This is a genomic window from Sphingomonas jaspsi DSM 18422 (assembly GCF_000585415.1).
GTDB lineage: Bacteria > Pseudomonadota > Alphaproteobacteria > Sphingomonadales > Sphingomonadaceae > Sphingomicrobium > Sphingomicrobium jaspsi.
Genome location: NZ_KK073876.1, coordinates 205374 through 221197, shown reverse-complemented (window position 1 = coordinate 221197; position 15824 = coordinate 205374). Strand labels below are relative to the sequence as shown.

Annotated in this window: 15 protein-coding genes; 9 read left to right on the top strand and 6 right to left on the bottom strand. The window is 64.8% G+C overall.

The genetic code is table 11. The features are described from left to right. Positions 1 to 20: 20 nt before the first annotated feature. Genes G570_RS01070 through G570_RS01060 form a run of 3 tightly spaced genes read left to right on the top strand, consistent with a single transcriptional unit; the run spans position 21 to position 3006 of the window. Positions 21 to 527 carry a flavin reductase family protein gene (locus tag G570_RS01070; RefSeq protein ID WP_037503302.1) on the top strand — a complete coding sequence of 169 codons (507 nt, stop codon included), beginning with the start codon at positions 21 to 23 and terminating at the stop codon, positions 525 to 527. A 47-nt stretch (positions 528 to 574) separates the two neighbouring features. After that, complete coding sequence (locus G570_RS01065) at positions 575 to 2623, top strand: hybrid sensor histidine kinase/response regulator (protein ID WP_051503907.1); 2049 nt, start codon at positions 575 to 577, stop codon at positions 2621 to 2623. A 44-nt stretch (positions 2624 to 2667) separates the two neighbouring features. Beyond that, the gene (locus G570_RS01060) at positions 2668 to 3006 is read left to right on the top strand and encodes a hypothetical protein (RefSeq protein ID WP_037498228.1); all 339 of its coding nucleotides are present in this window, start codon (positions 2668 to 2670) and stop codon (positions 3004 to 3006) included. A gap of 4 nt (positions 3007 to 3010) precedes the next feature. Here G570_RS01060 and G570_RS01055 read toward each other — a convergent pair whose 3' ends face one another. From G570_RS01055 to G570_RS01045, 3 genes are read right to left on the bottom strand one after another with little or no spacing between them, the layout of a single operon-like run. Then, on the bottom strand, positions 3011 to 5344 hold the full coding sequence (locus tag G570_RS01055) for a putative bifunctional diguanylate cyclase/phosphodiesterase (RefSeq protein ID WP_084607411.1): 2334 nt from the start codon (positions 5342 to 5344) through the stop codon (positions 3011 to 3013). Between the two features lie 56 nt (positions 5345 to 5400). Continuing rightward, on the bottom strand, positions 5401 to 7332 hold the full coding sequence (locus G570_RS01050; RefSeq protein WP_245600233.1) for a M1 family metallopeptidase: 1932 nt from the start codon (positions 7330 to 7332) through the stop codon (positions 5401 to 5403). A 13-nt stretch (positions 7333 to 7345) separates the two neighbouring features. Next, complete coding sequence (locus G570_RS01045; protein ID WP_037498225.1) at positions 7346 to 7921, bottom strand: HD domain-containing protein; 576 nt, start codon at positions 7919 to 7921, stop codon at positions 7346 to 7348. Positions 7922 to 7981: 60 nt separating this feature from the next. On the opposite strand from G570_RS01045, the gene G570_RS01040 reads away from it, so the two are divergent. From G570_RS01040 to G570_RS01025, 4 genes are read left to right on the top strand one after another with little or no spacing between them, the layout of a single operon-like run. After that, a complete protein-coding gene (locus G570_RS01040; protein WP_084607725.1) occupies positions 7982 to 9184 on the top strand; it encodes a sensor histidine kinase in 1203 nt (400 codons plus the stop codon). Further along, a complete protein-coding gene (locus tag G570_RS01035) occupies positions 9184 to 9987 on the top strand; it encodes a LytR/AlgR family response regulator transcription factor (protein WP_037498222.1) in 804 nt (267 codons plus the stop codon). The genes G570_RS01040 and G570_RS01035 overlap by 1 nt, the downstream gene beginning before the upstream one ends. 19 nt (positions 9988 to 10006) lie before the next feature. Further along, complete coding sequence (locus G570_RS01030) at positions 10007 to 10381, top strand: VOC family protein (RefSeq protein WP_037498218.1); 375 nt, start codon at positions 10007 to 10009, stop codon at positions 10379 to 10381. After that, complete coding sequence (locus G570_RS01025) at positions 10378 to 11118, top strand: isocitrate lyase/PEP mutase family protein (RefSeq protein WP_037498215.1); 741 nt, start codon at positions 10378 to 10380, stop codon at positions 11116 to 11118. Before G570_RS01030 ends, G570_RS01025 begins: the two co-directional genes overlap by 4 nt. On the opposite strand, the gene G570_RS01020 is transcribed toward G570_RS01025, so the two are convergent. Beyond that, on the bottom strand, positions 11115 to 12326 hold the full coding sequence (locus G570_RS01020; protein ID WP_037503285.1) for an ABC transporter permease: 1212 nt from the start codon (positions 12324 to 12326) through the stop codon (positions 11115 to 11117). The two genes, G570_RS01025 and G570_RS01020, sit on opposite strands and share 4 nt — an antisense overlap. Positions 12327 to 12331: 5 nt before the next feature. After that, on the bottom strand, positions 12332 to 13285 hold the full coding sequence (locus G570_RS01015) for an ABC transporter ATP-binding protein (protein ID WP_037498212.1): 954 nt from the start codon (positions 13283 to 13285) through the stop codon (positions 12332 to 12334). Positions 13286 to 13305: 20 nt separating this feature from the next. On the opposite strand from G570_RS01015, the gene queG reads away from it, so the two are divergent. Next, complete coding sequence (gene queG, locus G570_RS01010) at positions 13306 to 14334, top strand: tRNA epoxyqueuosine(34) reductase QueG (protein ID WP_037498210.1); 1029 nt, start codon at positions 13306 to 13308, stop codon at positions 14332 to 14334. Here queG and G570_RS01005 read toward each other — a convergent pair. After that, positions 14331 to 14693, bottom strand: a complete 363-nt coding sequence (locus G570_RS01005) for a hypothetical protein (RefSeq protein WP_037498206.1) — start codon at positions 14691 to 14693, stop codon at positions 14331 to 14333. The genes queG and G570_RS01005 overlap by 4 nt on opposite strands. Before the next feature lie 104 nt (positions 14694 to 14797). Between G570_RS01005 and G570_RS01000 the strand changes: the two genes are divergently transcribed. Next, positions 14798 to 15793, top strand: coding sequence for an adenosine kinase (locus G570_RS01000; protein WP_037498203.1), 996 nt, complete (start codon positions 14798 to 14800; stop codon positions 15791 to 15793). Positions 15794 to 15824: the final 31 nt, after the last annotated feature.

The window sequence follows — 15824 nt, the reverse complement described above, 5'->3', positions numbered from 1 at the left end:
TCCGCCGCTATGGCGGACCGATGGGCGACCTCCGCGAATATCGATCGGGATCGGATCCGCGCACCCTGCGCGACGCGCTGGGCTGCTTTGCGACCGGCGTCACGGTTGTGACCTGTCTCGATGCGGCGGGTGAACCGGTCGGCCTGACCGCCAACAGTTTCACCTCGGTCAGCCTCGATCCGCCATTGCTGCTGGTGTGCGTGGCCAAGCGCGCCGCCACCGCGGCACCGCTGGGACAGGCCGATCATTTCGCGGTCAACGTCCTGCAGACCGAACAGCAGCCTGCATCGATCACCTTTTCGACCCGCGTCGAGGATCGGTTCGGCCAGACCCCCTGGTCGCTCGGCGAGCATGGCGTCCCGGTGCTGCTCGATTCCCTGTCGGTATTCGAATGTGCCCGCCATTCAGTATTCGACGGCGGCGATCACTTCATCCTGGTGGGTGAGGTCAAGAAAGCGACCTTCGATCCGGGGCTCGATCCCCTGCTTTACTTCCGCGGCAGCTATCGTCGACTTCACTTCGACTGAGCCGGGCTGGGCGTGACTTCAACGGCATTTCGCGCCAGACTAAGTGCATGGCGAGCGGGGGGCAAAGCGAGTCGCGGTCGGATACGATCCGGTCGAGCGACGATTTGACGGCCCGCAAGGCGGATGAAACCATCGCGGCGGGATCGGTCGCACTTATCCCGGGCATCTTCGATTTCCATGGCATATTGGCCATTGCCGACGTTCTGCCGGTGATGATCGCCTATATCGATCGCGACCTCGTCTATCGCTTCGTCAACAAGCCGATCGCCGACTGGTACGAGCGGCCGCGCAGCGCGATGCTCGGCCAGCACCTTCCCGACGTGATGGGCACGAAGACATTCGAATCGCGTCGGCCGAGGCTGGAGGCGGCGCTGGCGGGGGAACGGCAATTCTTTACCGCCGCGTTCGACCATCCCACGCGCGGCACCCTTTCTACCCAGTCCGATTATGTCCCTCACGTCCTTGAAGACGGAAGCGTCGCCGGGCTCATCCTCGTCATCCAGGACGTCACCGAACAACGCGCGGCGGAACAGGCGCTGCGCGAAAGCGAACAGCGCTTCCGGCGCATTTCGGACAGCGCCCCCGTGCCGATGTGGGTGACGAGAATCGACGGAAGCCGCGATTTCGTGAACCAGGCCTATCACGATTTTTTCGGCTTCTCGGACGACGAGCGTGGCCAGCACGATTGGCAAAGTGCGATCCACCCCGACGACCGGGACGACGTGATCGAAGGGTATCTCAGGCAATTGGAGCGTAAGGAGTCGGTCGAACTGGTCGGGCGGTTCCGCCGGGCCGACGGCGAATGGCGCTGGCTTCGCTCGGTGTCGATGCCGCGGGTCGACGGCGACGGCAATGTCGTGGGATTCATCGGCACGGCCAGCGACGTGACGGAAGCGAAGGAAGCCGAATTCGCGCTGCAGCGGCTGGTAGACGAACGCACGGCGGACCTCGAACAAACGCAGGACCAGCTTCGCCAGGCGCAAAAGATGGAAGCGCTGGGCCAGCTGACCGGGGGTATCGCCCACGACTTCAACAACCTGCTGACCGTGGTGGTCGGCGGGCTCGACCTCATTGCCAAGCGGGTCGAGGACGACCGCCTCAAGCGCTATGCCGAAAGCGCGCTTTCTGCCGCCGAGCGCGGGGCCCGGCTGACCGCGCAGTTGCTGGCGTTCAGCAGGGTACAGCGGCTGGAAGTGCAGCCCACCGCGATCGCGCCGCTGATCGGGGAAATGGCACCGCTGCTGCGCAATGTGCTTGGCCCCGGCATCGACAAGATGTTCGATCTCGACCAGTCGGACCTGATGGTGATGGCGGACCCCACGCAGCTGGAAGTCGCGGTGCTCAACCTCGCGATCAATGCGCGCGATGCCATGCCTGGGGGCGGCACGCTGTCCATCGCCACCCGCCCGCTCACGGTTGAGGGAGACCCCGAACTGGACGACGGCGATTATGTCGAGCTGTCGATCCAGGATACCGGGCTTGGCATGCCCGACGAGGTCAGGGCGCGTGCGTTCGAACCCTTCTTCACGACCAAGGATGTCGGTAAAGGTACCGGCCTTGGCCTTTCGATGGTTTACGGCATGGCGCGCCAGTCAGGCGGGACCGCCCGGATCGAGAGCAGGGACGGCAAGGGCACCACCGTGCGCTTGCTGTTCCGGCGAGCGGGCGCGGGGGAAGCCATTGCAGCGACCATCAATCCCGAGAGGAACGACGGCACGGCGGTCGACGACAGCCTGTGCGTTCTGGTGGTCGACGACGACCCGGACGTGCGCGCCTTCATCGATGCCAGCCTGCAGGAATTCGGCCACCGCACGCGACTGTGCGGCGACGCGCGGCAGGCGCTGGCCCAATATGAGGCCGTGCGCCCTGATGTGGTGATCCTGGACTATATCATGCCCGGATTGAGCGGCGCCGATGTCGCAAGACAGATCCGGTCGCTCGATCCTAAACAGCCGATCCTGTTCGTGTCGGGCTATAGCGAAACCGACGAAATCCGGGCGGCGGCGCCCGATGCCCAGCTGCTCGCCAAGCCGTTCCGGCCGGCGGCGCTCGACGAGGCGATTCGGGCACTGATCGCAACCCAAGCCGCGAACTGACGTTATCGACTGCAGGTGGGGGCGCAACGAACGAGGATTGCGCCATGTCGATGTTGTTGTTGTTGGCCGCGGCGGCAGGGACTGCCAGCAGCGGAGTGCCCGGAGTGGAAGTCATCCGCGGCAACGAAATTTCGCCGTCGAAGCCGGCAGTTGCCATCCAGGCGTCCATCAACCCGCGGGCGATGGATCTCGTCGACAGCGACCCGGCGATCAAGCAATGGGCGGTCAAAAGCTTCGACAGCAATCGCGACGGCTGGCTGACGCTGTACGAAGCACAACCGGTGGTCGGTGCGTTTCAGGACATCGCCGACGAGGATCGCGACGGCCATGTGACCTTGCGCGAATATCGCGCGGCGGTCGATTTCCTGCGGACCCGATACTAAGGCGTCAGCCAGCCATCTTCTTGGCGCCGAGGCCCATCACCATTTGGTTGGCCCGGTCGTAGGTCAACGGTCGGCCGAACAGATAGCCTTGGATGGTATCGCAACCCAGGTCTCGCATCCGTTCGAAGTCTTCCGCCGTCTCGACCCCTTCGGCGCAGACGTTCATGCGGAAGTTCTTGGCGAGCTGGACGATCGACTGGATGATGGCGACATTGTCGGCGCGGCTGCCGGCTTCGCGAACGAAGCTGCCGTCGATCTTCAGCTTGTGGAAGACCGCCTTGTTCAAATAGCCGATCGACGAATAGCCGGTTCCGAAATCGTCGAGCGCGATGCCGACGCCGAGGGCGCGCAGGCGCTTCAGAACGTCCAGCGTTTGGCCATTGTCGCCCAGGAACACGCCCTCGGTCACTTCCAGTTCGATGCGGTTGGCGGCGACGCGCCAGCGGCCGAGCGCCTGGCTAACGATGTTGGGCAGCGCCGGCAGGATCTGCTTGGGACTGACGTTGAGCGCGATCGTGATGTTGTCCGGCCATGTCGAAGCGGTGCGGCAGGCCTCGTCGATCACCCATTCGCCGATGGTCGGCATCAGGCCAGCCTCTTCGGCGATCGGGATGAAGACGTTGGGAGGGACGAAGCCGCGCTGCGGATGGTTCCAGCGGATGAGCGCTTCGAAGCCGATCAGCTTCTGGGTCTTGGCGCTGACCAGCGGCTGGTAGACCAGGTGGAACTGCTTGGCCGTGATGGCCGCGCGGAGGTCGGCTTCCATGCGGACGCGGTCGTCCTGTTCGGACTGCAGTTCCGACGAGAAATATTTGGCGACGCCGCGGCCCGCGCCCTTGGCTTCGTACAGCGCAAGATCGGCCTTGAGAATCAGGTCGTCGACGGTGGCCCCGTCAATGGGGCCGAACGCGCAACCGATCGAAACCCCGATCCGGATTTCGGTCTGGTCGATCATATAGGGTTCTTTGATCGACTTGATGATGCGGTTGGCAAGGCCCTCGACATTGCCGCGCGACTGGGCATCGGTCACCACGATAGCGAATTCGTCGCCGCCCATGCGGCCGACATGGCCGTCGCTGCCAACCTCGTCGCACAGCCGCTTGGCCACCGCCTGCAGCACGGCATCACCCTTCGGGTGTCCGAAGGTGTCGTTGACCGGCTTGAAGCCGTCGAGGTCGAGGAACATGATCGCGCAGGGGACATTGCCGGTCGTCGCCGCACGCAGCGCTTCACCCAGCAGCTGGCGCACGCGGCCACGGTTGGGCAAGCCCGACAGGACGTCCATGTTGGCGAGGTTGGTCAGGCGCTCCTGCGTCTGGCGGACTTCGGTAATGTCGCTGCCGACGCCGCGGAAGCCTTCGAAGCGGCCGGCGGTGTCTATGATCGGATCACCGGCGATCGAAATCCAGCGCGGGCCGCGGGCGGTCGCCAGTTCCATTTCAAGCGCGCTGAAGGGCTGTCGGTCGAGCAGGATGCGGCCGAGTTCGGCATGACCGCCGAGCAGCGCCGGCAGCGAATGGCCGAGCAACTGCGTCGCCGGGCGACCCATCAGCGCGCTCATTCGGCTGGAGATGTAGGTGACGCGATTTTCGCTATCGACCTGCCACAGCCAACCCACGCCGCGCTGCTCATATTCCTGCAGCAGCAGGCTGGCGCTTTCCGACTGCGACCCGAAATCGGCGTTGGTCTTGAGCTGACCGAACGCCCAGCGCGCGACGGCCAGGACACCGATGATCGCCACGCCCAGCACGAACAGGATGGCGACGACATTGTCGAACGGGACATGGTTGCGCGCGACGAGCAGCTGGTAGCAAAGCCCGGCGGTGAAGATCGCCATCCATGCCTTGACGCAGTTCGGCTGGACGACGAGGCCGAGGGCCGAAATGCCGGTCCCGGCCACCAGCGTGGCCGCGATGACCTGAGCCGTCGGCGACAGGCCGGCGAAGAAAATGGCGGGAAGCGACAGGAAAACCATCGCCCGGACGACGATGTCGCCCATCATCAGCCAGCGAGGCACGCGCTTGCCCGAGCGGCCGACGTGGGTGATGGCCTGCATCCGGGCCAATTGCATCGCGCCGACATTGACGCCCACGACCGCGAGCAGCCAGCCGAAAAGGTAGGCACCGTCCACGTGGCTGTAGAGAATCATGCTCAGCAAGACGGCGGCAACGCTGTTGGCGGCCGCGAAGAAGGGCGAAAAATGGCCGCGGGCGATCAGCTGGGCGTCGCGCAGCGGGCTGGCGCCGTCATGGTCGTCCTGTGCGGCGAAACCCATCGACTCGCCGTCGGGCAGCCGTGCCGACACCATCCGCTTGTACCGATTAGGAGCCTCGTACATCCGCTCACCCGCAATGATAGGGACTTTGCGGATAGCGGACGAGGGTTACTTCGCGGTTAAGAAGACTTGTTCGGGGCCGGGGAAATCAGTCCCAATTCGTCCAGATCGCGCACCGTTACTGGATGGTACAGGGGACGCACCTTCGGATAGATTCGCTTGGCGATCGGCAATCCCCACTGGCTGTCCTTGGCCAGCGCGGTGAGCAGCGGTCGAACGAATTTGCGCCGACCCTGGTCGGTCAGGAAGGCTTCGAGCCCCGGAATTGCAGGATCATAGCGATTCGCCACCGCCAGGCTGAGGAAGGCGAAGCGCACCTCGCTGTTGGTTGCACGCGACAGGTTGAATGCCGAATCGAGCGATTGGAGGCGGTCGGCCGATTGCTTGCGGCCGAGCGTGTTGAGGAAGCGGAGCTTCTCGTCGGTCGTCCACTCCGCCCAGGTCGCGGCGTCGGGCTGCGTCCCGGAGGCGAAGGCGGCCACGGCCTTGTCCACCTCGGCAAAAGCGTTGGGATCGGGCTTGGCCATATTGGACGGGATTCCCGGCTTGCCGACCCAGTCGTCGAGCATCAGTCGCTGTTCGAGCGACTGATCGCCCTTCACCAGATATTGGCGGATATCGGCGAGGAAGATGCTGGTCGTCACCGGCTGGAACTGGTGGCGCTTGAACCAGCCCTTGAGCCATTCGTCGAATGCCGCTCGTCCCACGATCGATTCGATCGTCCGCAGGAAGGTCGCCCCCTTTTCGTAGGCGATATCGGTCAGCCCGTCGTCGGGATGGCGCCCGCTGAGGTCGATGTGGAGGCGGGTGTCGGCGCCGTTCAAGCCGCCATTGTCTTCGATCGCACTGTTCATGGCGTCGACGCCGAGTGCGACCTGCTGCGCCGCGACCTTGGGGCCATAGACCGACTCGACGATCCGCCGCTCGGCGTAGGTGGTCATGCCTTCGTTGAGCCAGAAGTCGGACCAGGTCGCGTTGGTGGCGAGGTTACCCGACCAGCTGTGGGCCAGCTCATGGGCGATCAGGCTGGTGAGGCTCTTGTCGCCGGCGATGAAGGTCGGGGTGAGGAAGGTGAGGGTCGGGTTTTCCATGCCGCCGAACGGGAAGGAGGGCGGAAGCACCAGCATGTCATAGCGGCCCCAGGCATAAGGACCGTACAGCGCCTCGGCAGCGCTGACCATTTTCTCGGTGTCTTCGAGTTCCTTCGCTGCCGCGTCGAGCGTCACCGGTTCCGCCCAGACGCCGGTCCGCGGACCGAGGTCGCGGAAAGCGAGGTCGCCGGCAGCGATCGCGATGAGATAGGGCGCGACCGGCTTGTCCATCCGGAACGAGAAGGTGCGCGTGTCGCCATTGTCGACGGGGTCGGCAGCGCGGGGCGCGGACATGACGACGGTCAGCGGCTTGGCGACGCTGATCTTGGCTTCCCAGCTCTGGCGGATCCCGGGGCTGTCCTGCGTCGGGATCCAGCTGCGATTGGCGATCGATTCGCCCTGGCTAAGCAGGAACGGGAATTTCTTGCCAGCGGTCTGCGCCGGGTCGAGCCATTGCAGCGCATCGCTGTCGGCCGGTGCCTTGTAGCGGATCGCGATCTTGCTGGTGTCCTTGATCGCGATGGTCAGCGGTGCGCCGAGGTTGGGATCGACCGTGCCGACCTTGTAGGCCAGCGGCTTGCCGTCCTGATCGCTGACCGCCTCGATCTCGAGGCCGCGGTCGTCGAGGATGATTTCCTTGGCGGTCGGCTTGGCGTCGATGTCGAGCGTCGCGGTGCCGCCGATCCGCTTGGTCTTGAAATCGACCGCAAGGTCCAGCGCGACATGGGTGACGCGCGCTTCCAGCGGCTTGGCGAAGCTGTGAATGTCGACCGCATCGGGCGCGTCGAGAATCGGTGCGACGCCCGCCACCTCTGCGCCGGGCTGGCCGGGGTCTTCTGCCGCCTTGCAGGATAGCAACAGGATGGCGGACAGGCCGATGGCCAGCAGGCGGTGGGACAAAGGCAGTTCCTTTTCAGGCGGTATAGATCGACCGGATCGGCCGTTCGAACACCCGCTTCACCATGGGAACGAAAAAGTCCAGCGTCGCGGTGTCGTAATCGGGGTCGAACGAGCTCTGGTCGTAAAGCTCGCAGAAGCGGGCCGCGGCCTCGAAATGATCGTGCCCGCGAAAGGCCTCGCGCATGTCGCGATCGAGGCCGAGGTAATGGAAGAAATAATAGCCTTGGAAGATGCCGTGCTGCTGGGCGATCCAGTGCAGGTCTTCGCTCACGAACGGTTTGAGGATGGCAGCGGCGATGTCCGGATGATTGTAGCTGCCGAGCGTGTCGCCGATATCGTGGAGCAGGGCCATGACGACATAGGCCTCGCTTTCGCCGCCGCGGTGGGCGCGGGTCGCGGTTTGCAGGCTGTGCTGCAACCGGTCGACCGGGAAGCCGCCATAATCGCCGTCGAGCAGGCGCAGGTGGTCGAGTACCCGGTCCGACAGCTGGGCGGCATAAGGAAAGAAGTGGCTGCCGATCAGCTTCCAGTCGGCTTCGGTTCCTTCCTCCATCGAACGAAAGGCGGCGCGGGGGGCTTCGTCGGTCATGCCTCTCTCCTCATCGTCCCTCTCTAGCGGGTTGGGGACGGTGCGACTATATGGCCCATGATGAACCGGCTTGCCCCCGCCACGACCGACCCGCATCGCGAAAGCGTCCGGGCGATTGCGCAGGCAGCGGCGGACAAGGAATTGCCCCGGCCGCGCGGCAAGGGCCCGGCCCGTCCCTTCCTTGCCGGCGTCGGGCTGGACCGGCCTTTTTTCGACGACAAGAACCGCGCCTTCTGGGTGCTCCAGTCGATCGGCTGGTCGGGCTATTTCTTCCTGCGCATCCTGTCCGGCTTCGCCAATTCGATGGGGGCGATGTTCATCGTCCACATCCTGCTGCTCACCGCGACCGGCTACTCGCTGACCTTGCTGATGGCCTCGCTGTACCGGCGGCTGATCACCATGCGGGCGATGTGGACCGTGGTCATCAGCCTGGCCACGGTGCTGCTGTCGGCCGCCGCCTTTTCGTTCATCGAAACGTGGAGCCTGGCGACCTTCGTAAATCCGACCGCGCGGCCGGCCGGCGTCCAGTATTTCGGCGCGATCATCCTCAATTTCTCGCTGCTCGCCGCCTGGTCGGCGCTCTATTACGGGATCAACTATTATCTGCTGCTGGAAGACGAGATCGATCAACGCGCGCAGCTGGAAAACCAGGCATCGACCGCGCAGCTGGCGATGCTTCGCTACCAGCTCAACCCGCACTTCCTGTTCAATACGCTGAACAGCATTTCGACGCTGGTGCTGCTGAAACAGACCGAGCGGGCAAATGCCATGCTGTCGCGGCTGTCGAGCTTCCTTCGCTACACGCTGGTCAACGAGCCGACGGCCAAGGTCACGCTGGTGCAGGAGGTAGAGACGTTGAAGCTCTACCTGGAAATCGAAAAGATGCGCTTCGAGGACCGGCTGCGGCCCCATTTCAAGATCGATCCCGACACGATTTCCGCGCGGCTGCCGTCGCTGCTGCTGCAACCGCTGATCGAAAATGCCATTAAATATGCGGTGACGCCGGCCGAAAATGGGGCCGACATCTGGGTCACATCGACCCGTGAGGGTCAGGCGGTGCGGATCGAAGTGGCCGACAGCGGGCCCGGACCGCGGCCCATGACCAACGACACGCAATCCACCGGCGTCGGACTGGCGAATATCCAGGACCGTCTGGCGCAGGCCTATGGGGCAGGCCATGGATTTTCGACCCGAACGAACGAAAAGGGGGGGTTCAGCGTTATCCTCGAAATTCCCTTCGAGACCGACCAAAAGGACCTTTGATGACCATCCGCACAATCCTCGTAGACGATGAGCCGCTTGCGACGCAGGGCCTGCTCCTTCGTCTGGAGGCGCATGACGATGTCGAAGTGGTCGCCACGGCGGCCAACGGCCGCGAAGCGATCCGCCAGATCAAGACCCACAAGCCCGACCTCGTCTTCCTCGACATCCAGATGCCGGGGTTCGACGGCTTTTCGGTCGTCCAGGGCCTGATGGAGGTCGAACCCCCGCTGTTCGTCTTCGTTACCGCCTACAGCGACCATGCGCTGCGCGCGTTCGATGCGCAGGCGGTCGATTATCTGATGAAACCGGTCGAGGAAGACCGTCTTGCCGCGACGCTGGACCGCGTTCGCCAGCGCCTCGCCGAAAAGCGCGGCAAGGAAGAGGCCGAGCGGCTGAAGGAAGCGCTGGTCGAACATGCGCCCGAGGCCGCCGAAGAATTGGACGCCGCGCCGAGCGAAGGCCCGGCATCGAACCGCTTCGAAAAGATGATCAACATCCGCGACCAAGGCCAGATCTTCCGGGTCGACGTCGACACGATCGAGCGGATCGACGCGGCGGGCGACTATATGTGCATCCAGACCGGCGAAAACACGCTGATCCTGCGCGAGACGATGAAGGACCTTGAAAAGCGGCTCGATCCGCGCCGCTTCCAGCGCGTCCACCGCTCGACCATCGTCAACCTTGACCAGGTCCGGCAGGTGAAGCCGCACACCAACGGCGAATGTTTCCTGGTGCTCGAAAGCGGCGCGCAGGTGAAAGTCAGCCGCAGCTATCGCGACGTGGTGGCGCGCTTCGTCCACTAATCCAACGAAGGGCATTTTCATGGCCAAGGTCACGGGGCTGGGCGGCGTTTTCTACAAGGTTGAGGACGTCGAAAAGACCAAGGCGTGGTATATGGAAATGCTTGGCGTCGGCGGCGAATGGGGCGCCATGTTCCCGTTCAAGGGCGATATGGCCGACGGTTTCGCCTTGCTGACGCCCTTCGGCGACGACACCGACTATTTCGCGCCCAGCGACAAATCGTTCATGATCAACCTGCGCGTCGACGACCTCGATGCGATGGTCGCGGATCTTGAAGCCAAGGGCGTCGAGATCCTCGGTCGGCAGGATGAGGATTACGGCCGGTTCGCCTGGATCATGGATCCCGACGGCGTGAAGGTCGAACTCTACCAGCAAGCATCGGGAGACGGTGAATGAGGGATTTTACAACGTTCGCCGCGCTCCATGTCCCGGGCGACCCTGTCGTCCTCTACAACATCTGGGACCCGGGCAGCGCGATCGCGGTTGCCGCAGCGGGCGCGAAAGCGTTGGCGACCGGCAGCCATCCGGTCGGCGATGCATCGGGCTACGGCGACGCCCACCAGGTCCCGCTTGACTATGTCTTCGACAATGCGCGGCGCATCCTGGCGGCGGTCGACCTGCCGCTCAGCGTGGATTTCGAAGGGGCCTATGCGACCGACCCGGTCGAGGCGGGCGTCAACGTGGCGGAATTGAAAGCGACCGGTGCGGTCGGCTGCAACTTTGAAGATCAGGTGGTCGGCGGGGAGGGCATCCACCCGCTCGACAAGCAGGTCGAACGCATTCGCGCGATCCGGGTCGCGGTCGGCGACGACTTCTTCATCAACGCCCGCACCGACCTGTTCATCAAGAACGAGGCGCGCGACGATGCGCTGGTCGATGAGGTGATCGAGCGCGGCAAGGCCTTTGCCGATGCCGGTGCGAGCGGCTTCTTCGTGCCGCGGCTCAGCGACCCGGCGCAGATCGAACGGATCGTGCGCGCGGTGCCGCTGCCGCTCAACGTCATCGCCTTTCCCGGCGCGCCGGACAAGAAGATCTGGGCCGCTGCCGGGGTGGCAAGGATCAGCCACGGACCCTTCCCGCACCGCGCCTTGATGTCGACGCTGACCGATATGGCCAGGGCCGCGATCGGTTAGGCAGCCGCCCTGCGCTGCCATGGCCAGCGAAAGCGCTTGCCCGACTTGAGCACGCTGCGCCGAAACAGGTTGGACGCGAGCCTGAGGATGATCGCCACCCACAATGCCTGCCATGCAAGCGCCGCCAGATGCGGCCAGACCAGCGGCGATTCCGCGGCCCGGGCGATCATCGCGAACGGAGAGGAAAGCGGGAAGATCGACGCGCCGATGGCTTCCGCGCTGTCCGGCTTGCCGACGCCCAGCTGGGCGAAGCCGAACAGCAAGACCTGCGCCATCGTTACCGGCATCGACATGGTTTGGACTTCGCGGACCGTCGAGGCCTGCGCGCCGATGCCAAGGAAGGTCGCGCCGATCAGCAGGTAGCTCATCGCGAAATAGAGGATGATGAGCGCGATGAAGAAGGGCCAGCCGACCGCAGGCGGGGGCAACGCCCCGAGCCCGCCGGGCGCGTAGAAGGCGATTCCGGCCGCCCCGGCGCTCGCCCACACGGCGATGCCGACGATCGACATGCACAGCATGGCGAACAGCTTGCCGAGGAAGATGGCGTCGACGGGAACCGCCGCCGCCAGAACCTCGATCACCTTGTTCGATTTTTCCTCGATCAGCTGGCTCAGCAGCATGCCGGCCAAAAGGACGGTCAGCAGGAAGAGGATGGTCTGCCCCAGCCGCGCGGTCAGGCCGCGTGCGAAGGCGATCGAACCGGACGAACTTTGGGTCAGCGTGACCTGCATCGCCGGACCCTCGTCGACCGCGATGTCGGCACGGCGGGCTTCGCGGATGAACATTTCCATCTGCTTGACGGTCCGCCCATCGGCATTGACCGCACCGGTGAAGTGCGGTTTCGCCAGCCCGCCTTCAAGGACGCCAAGCACCTGCTGCTCTTCGGAATCGAGGAGATGGCGAGCCTGGTCCTTGACCCCGGGTTCTGGAGCGACCGACCGAAGGGCAACCAGCGGCTTGTCTCCGCCCAGACCCGACAATTGCTCGCGCGCCTTGTCCAGCTTTGTGTAATCGGCCGGGCTGGCGATCACCGCCACGGTCGGCGGCGCGGCGTTGCGGTCGACGCGCGCACCGATACCGCCGAACATCAGGCCCATCGCCAGCGGAAACAGCGGTCCGAGCAGGAAGAACAGGAAGGTCTTGCTGAACACCGTTGCCGCAAAGTCGCGGCGTCCGATGACGAAGGCAGCGCGGAGCGTTTCGTTCATGCGCATCATTCCATTCCCACCGTGCGGGCATCGCCCATTTCGCGCGCCGCCGATTCCCCGGCGATGGCGATGAAGGCGTCGTGCAGCCCAGGTCGCTCGATGCTGAGCGTTTCGATGCCCGCGCCGCCGTCGATCAGCGCTTTCAGCAGGGGTTCGGGGCCGCTTTCAGGCAATTCGAAGCGCCATTCGCGGCCCGACAGCTTGGCATCGGCAGGGATGGCGCCGCGCCATGGCCCGTCGACGGCGCGCGTCGTCAGCTGGACGATCGGCCGCAGTCGGTTCCGCGCCTCGCTGACGCCGCCTTCGAAGGCGACCTTGCCGTCGGCAATGATCGCCACCCGCTCGCACAGCCGTTCGGCGTGGGCGATGACGTGGGTCGAGAAGATGACGGTGACGCCGGCGGCGGCTTGGCTGCGGATCAGCTCCTCGAGCTTCTGCTGGTTGATCGCGTCGAGGCCGGAGAAAGGCTCGTCGAGGACGATCAGCTTGGGCGAATGGACGATGGTTCCGAGCAACTGCACGGTCTGCGCCATGCCCTTGGACAGGGTGCGGATCGGCTTGTCGCGCCAGTCGCCATGACCATAGCTTTCGAGCAGTTCGATGCCGCGCTTCTTCGCGTCTTTGAGCTTCATGCCGCGCAAGGCCCCCATGAAAGCGATGGCGTCGCTGGCGGTCATGGCGGGGTAGAGGCCGCGCTCTTCGGGAAGGTAGCCGACTTGGTGGGCGATCTCGATCGGCCGGTCATGTCCCAGCAATGTGCGCGATCCCGACGACGGGTCGATGATGCCGAGCATCATGCGGATGGTCGTGGTCTTGCCCGCGCCGTTGGGCCCCAAAATGCCGCTAATGCTGCCGTCGGGGATAGTCAGGCTGACGCCATCGACCGCCCGCTTGTCGTCGAAATCCTTGACGAGATCCCGCGCTTCGGCGGCAATGGCTCTTTCCCCCATGGCCGACATGGGTAAAGGCTGGCAGGGTCATGGCAAGCCTGAAGCAGCGGATTTTCGACGAAGCGACGAAATTGGGTTTCGTCGCCTGCGGCTTCGCGCGTGCCGATGCTGCCGCGGACGCGGGCGAGCGGCTGATGCAATGGATCGCCGAGGGCAATCATGGCGAGATGGGCTGGATGGAGGCGCGGGCCGATCAGCGCGCCAGTCCGCAGGGCCTGTGGCCCGATGCGAAATCGGTCATCGCGCTGGGCATGAGCTATGCCCCGGCGAGCGATCCGCTGGCGCTGGCAGAGGTTCGGGATCGCGGGCGCATTTCAGTCTATGCGCAGGGCGGCGACTATCACAAGACAGTCAAGAAGGCGCTGAAGGCACTCGGCCGCTGGCTGGCCGACGAAGCGGGCTGCGAGCTCAAGGTATTCGTCGATACGGCACCGGTGATGGAAAAGCCGCTGGCCGCCGCGGCGGGGGTCGGCTGGCAGGGCAAGCACAGCAACCTCCTGAACCGAGAGCATGGCAACTGGCTGTTCCTCGGTATCATCTACACGACCTTGGAGCTGGAGCCCGACGAACCGGCAGCTTTCCATTGCGGCAGCTGCACGCGATGCATCGACGCCTGCCCGACGGGCGCCATCGTCGCGCCGGGCAAGGTCGATGCGCGGCGCTGCATCAGCTACCTCACAATCGAACACGCCGGCCCGATCGCGCACGAATTTCGCGAGGCGATCGGCAATCACATCTACGGCTGCGACGATTGCCTGGCAGTGTGTCCGTGGAACCGCTTTGCCAGCGAGGGCCAGGCCAACAAGGCCTTCGCGCCGCGCGCAGAACTGGTCGCGCCTGCACTGGCCGACCTGCTGGCGCTTGACGACGCCTCGTTCCGCGAGATGTTCGCGGGGTCCCCGATCAAGCGCATCGGGGTCAACCGGATGATCCGCAATTGCCTGATTGCGGCGGGCAACAGCAGGGACGCGGCGCTCCGACCGTCGGTAGAGCGTCACCTCCTTAGCGAAGATCCGGTCGTCGCCGACGCCGCGCGGTGGGCGGTCGACCGGCTCTAATGCGCTTCGATGGCCGCGGCGCAGTCCTGCGGCGCCATGCTCCGCCCGTCGCGGCGGTAGGCATCGACATAGGTCACACGGGGCAGTCCGCCCCCGCTCTGCCCGGGGTATAGGTAGGCGTCGAGCAAGCAGGCTGCGCTGGCGAACTGCAGCTTGGTCCCGTCGCCGTCGCGGATTTGCAGGCGGGGGGAGCCGAAATGTTCGACCAGGTCGTTGGCGCTCAGCCCGATCAGGTCGTTGTGCTGGTGCAGCGGGGCGGGCAGGGGTGCCGAGACTGCGGCAGGGGTCGATTTCGGCGGCGGGGTCTGGCTGCCGCAGGCGGCAAGCGGCAGGGCGAAGATCGGAAACAGTCGGCGCATGCCCTCTTGTGGCGGTCCGCGATGGCCGAGGCAAGCTTGCGGGGTGGGCGAATGGCAGCTAGGCGGCGCGGCGACTTTTCCCAACGCTTCCAAGGACCCGCTACATGACCGACACCCGTTTCGACGTGCTTTGCATCGGCAACGCCATCGTCGACGTCATCGCCAATGCCGACGACGCCTTCCTTGAGTTCCAAGGCCTCGACAAGGGCTCGATGCGCCTGATCGACGAAGCCGAAGCGGTGCGGCTCTACGGCCTGATGGGTCCGGGCCGCGAAGTCAGCGGCGGCTCGGCGGGCAACACGGCGGCAGGTCTCGCCGCGCTCGGCGTCAAGACCGGCTTCATCGGTCAAGTCGCCGACGACCAGCTGGGCAAGATCTACAAGCATGACATCGAATCGCAGGGGATCGAGTTCCTCGTGCCCGCGCGCAGCGACGTCGGCGCAACCGCGCGCTGCCTGATCCTGGTCACCCCGGACGCGCAGCGCACGATGAATACCTTCCTCGGCGCGGCCCAACTGCTCGAAACCTCGGGCATCGACATGGACGCGGTAAAGGGTGCAGCTATCACCTATCTCGAGGGCTATTTGTGGGATCCGGCGGCGCCGCGCGCAGCAATGGAAGCGGCGATTGAGGCCGCTCATGCTGCCGGTCGCCGTATCGCCTTCACGCTCAGCGACAGCTTCTGCGTGTCGCGCCACAAGGGCGATTTCCTGCGCCTGATCGACGAGAAGAAGATCGACATCCTGTTCGCCAACCAGGCCGAGATCGAGGAAATGGCGGGCATCGCCAATTTCGACGAAGCCGTGGCCCATTTCGCTGGCCGGGTCCCGACGCTGGTCGTCACCCGTAGCGAACATGGTGCCGTCGCAGTGCGCGGCGACGAGCGCGCCAGTGTCCCAGCCGAGCCGATCGAGCAGCTGGTCGATACGACCGGCGCCGGCGACCTGTTCGCGGCGGGGTTCCTGGCGGGCGAAGCCAAGGGCCTTGGCCTCGAAGCGTCGCTGAAGCTCGGCGCCATCGCGGCGGCCGAAGTCATCCAGCATTATGGCGCGCGGCCCGAGAAGGACCTGAAGGCACTGGCGGGCGACCTCATCGCCTGAAGCCACGCCGATCGCAGGTACAAAAAAGGGG

Coding starts and splice junctions, on each gene's coding strand:
- G570_RS01005 (WP_037498206.1), bottom strand. CDS start 14,693: ATGCGCCGACTGTTTCCGATCTTCGCCCTGCCGCTTGCCGCCTGCGGC.
- G570_RS01030 (WP_037498218.1), top strand. CDS start 10,007: ATGGCCAAGGTCACGGGGCTGGGCGGCGTTTTCTACAAGGTTGAGGAC.
- G570_RS01040 (WP_084607725.1), top strand. CDS start 7,982: ATGAACCGGCTTGCCCCCGCCACGACCGACCCGCATCGCGAAAGCGTC.
- G570_RS01065 (WP_051503907.1), top strand. CDS start 575: ATGGCGAGCGGGGGGCAAAGCGAGTCGCGGTCGGATACGATCCGGTCG.
- G570_RS01060 (WP_037498228.1), top strand. CDS start 2,668: ATGTCGATGTTGTTGTTGTTGGCCGCGGCGGCAGGGACTGCCAGCAGC.
- G570_RS01070 (WP_037503302.1), top strand. CDS start 21: ATGGGCGACCTCCGCGAATATCGATCGGGATCGGATCCGCGCACCCTG.
- G570_RS01025 (WP_037498215.1), top strand. CDS start 10,378: ATGAGGGATTTTACAACGTTCGCCGCGCTCCATGTCCCGGGCGACCCT.
- G570_RS01035 (WP_037498222.1), top strand. CDS start 9,184: ATGACCATCCGCACAATCCTCGTAGACGATGAGCCGCTTGCGACGCAG.
- G570_RS01015 (WP_037498212.1), bottom strand. CDS start 13,285: ATGTCGGCCATGGGGGAAAGAGCCATTGCCGCCGAAGCGCGGGATCTC.
- G570_RS01055 (WP_084607411.1), bottom strand. CDS start 5,344: ATGTACGAGGCTCCTAATCGGTACAAGCGGATGGTGTCGGCACGGCTG.
- G570_RS01045 (WP_037498225.1), bottom strand. CDS start 7,921: ATGACCGACGAAGCCCCCCGCGCCGCCTTTCGTTCGATGGAGGAAGGA.
- G570_RS01000 (WP_037498203.1), top strand. CDS start 14,798: ATGACCGACACCCGTTTCGACGTGCTTTGCATCGGCAACGCCATCGTC.
- G570_RS01020 (WP_037503285.1), bottom strand. CDS start 12,326: ATGAACGAAACGCTCCGCGCTGCCTTCGTCATCGGACGCCGCGACTTT.
- queG (WP_037498210.1), top strand. CDS start 13,306: ATGGCAAGCCTGAAGCAGCGGATTTTCGACGAAGCGACGAAATTGGGT.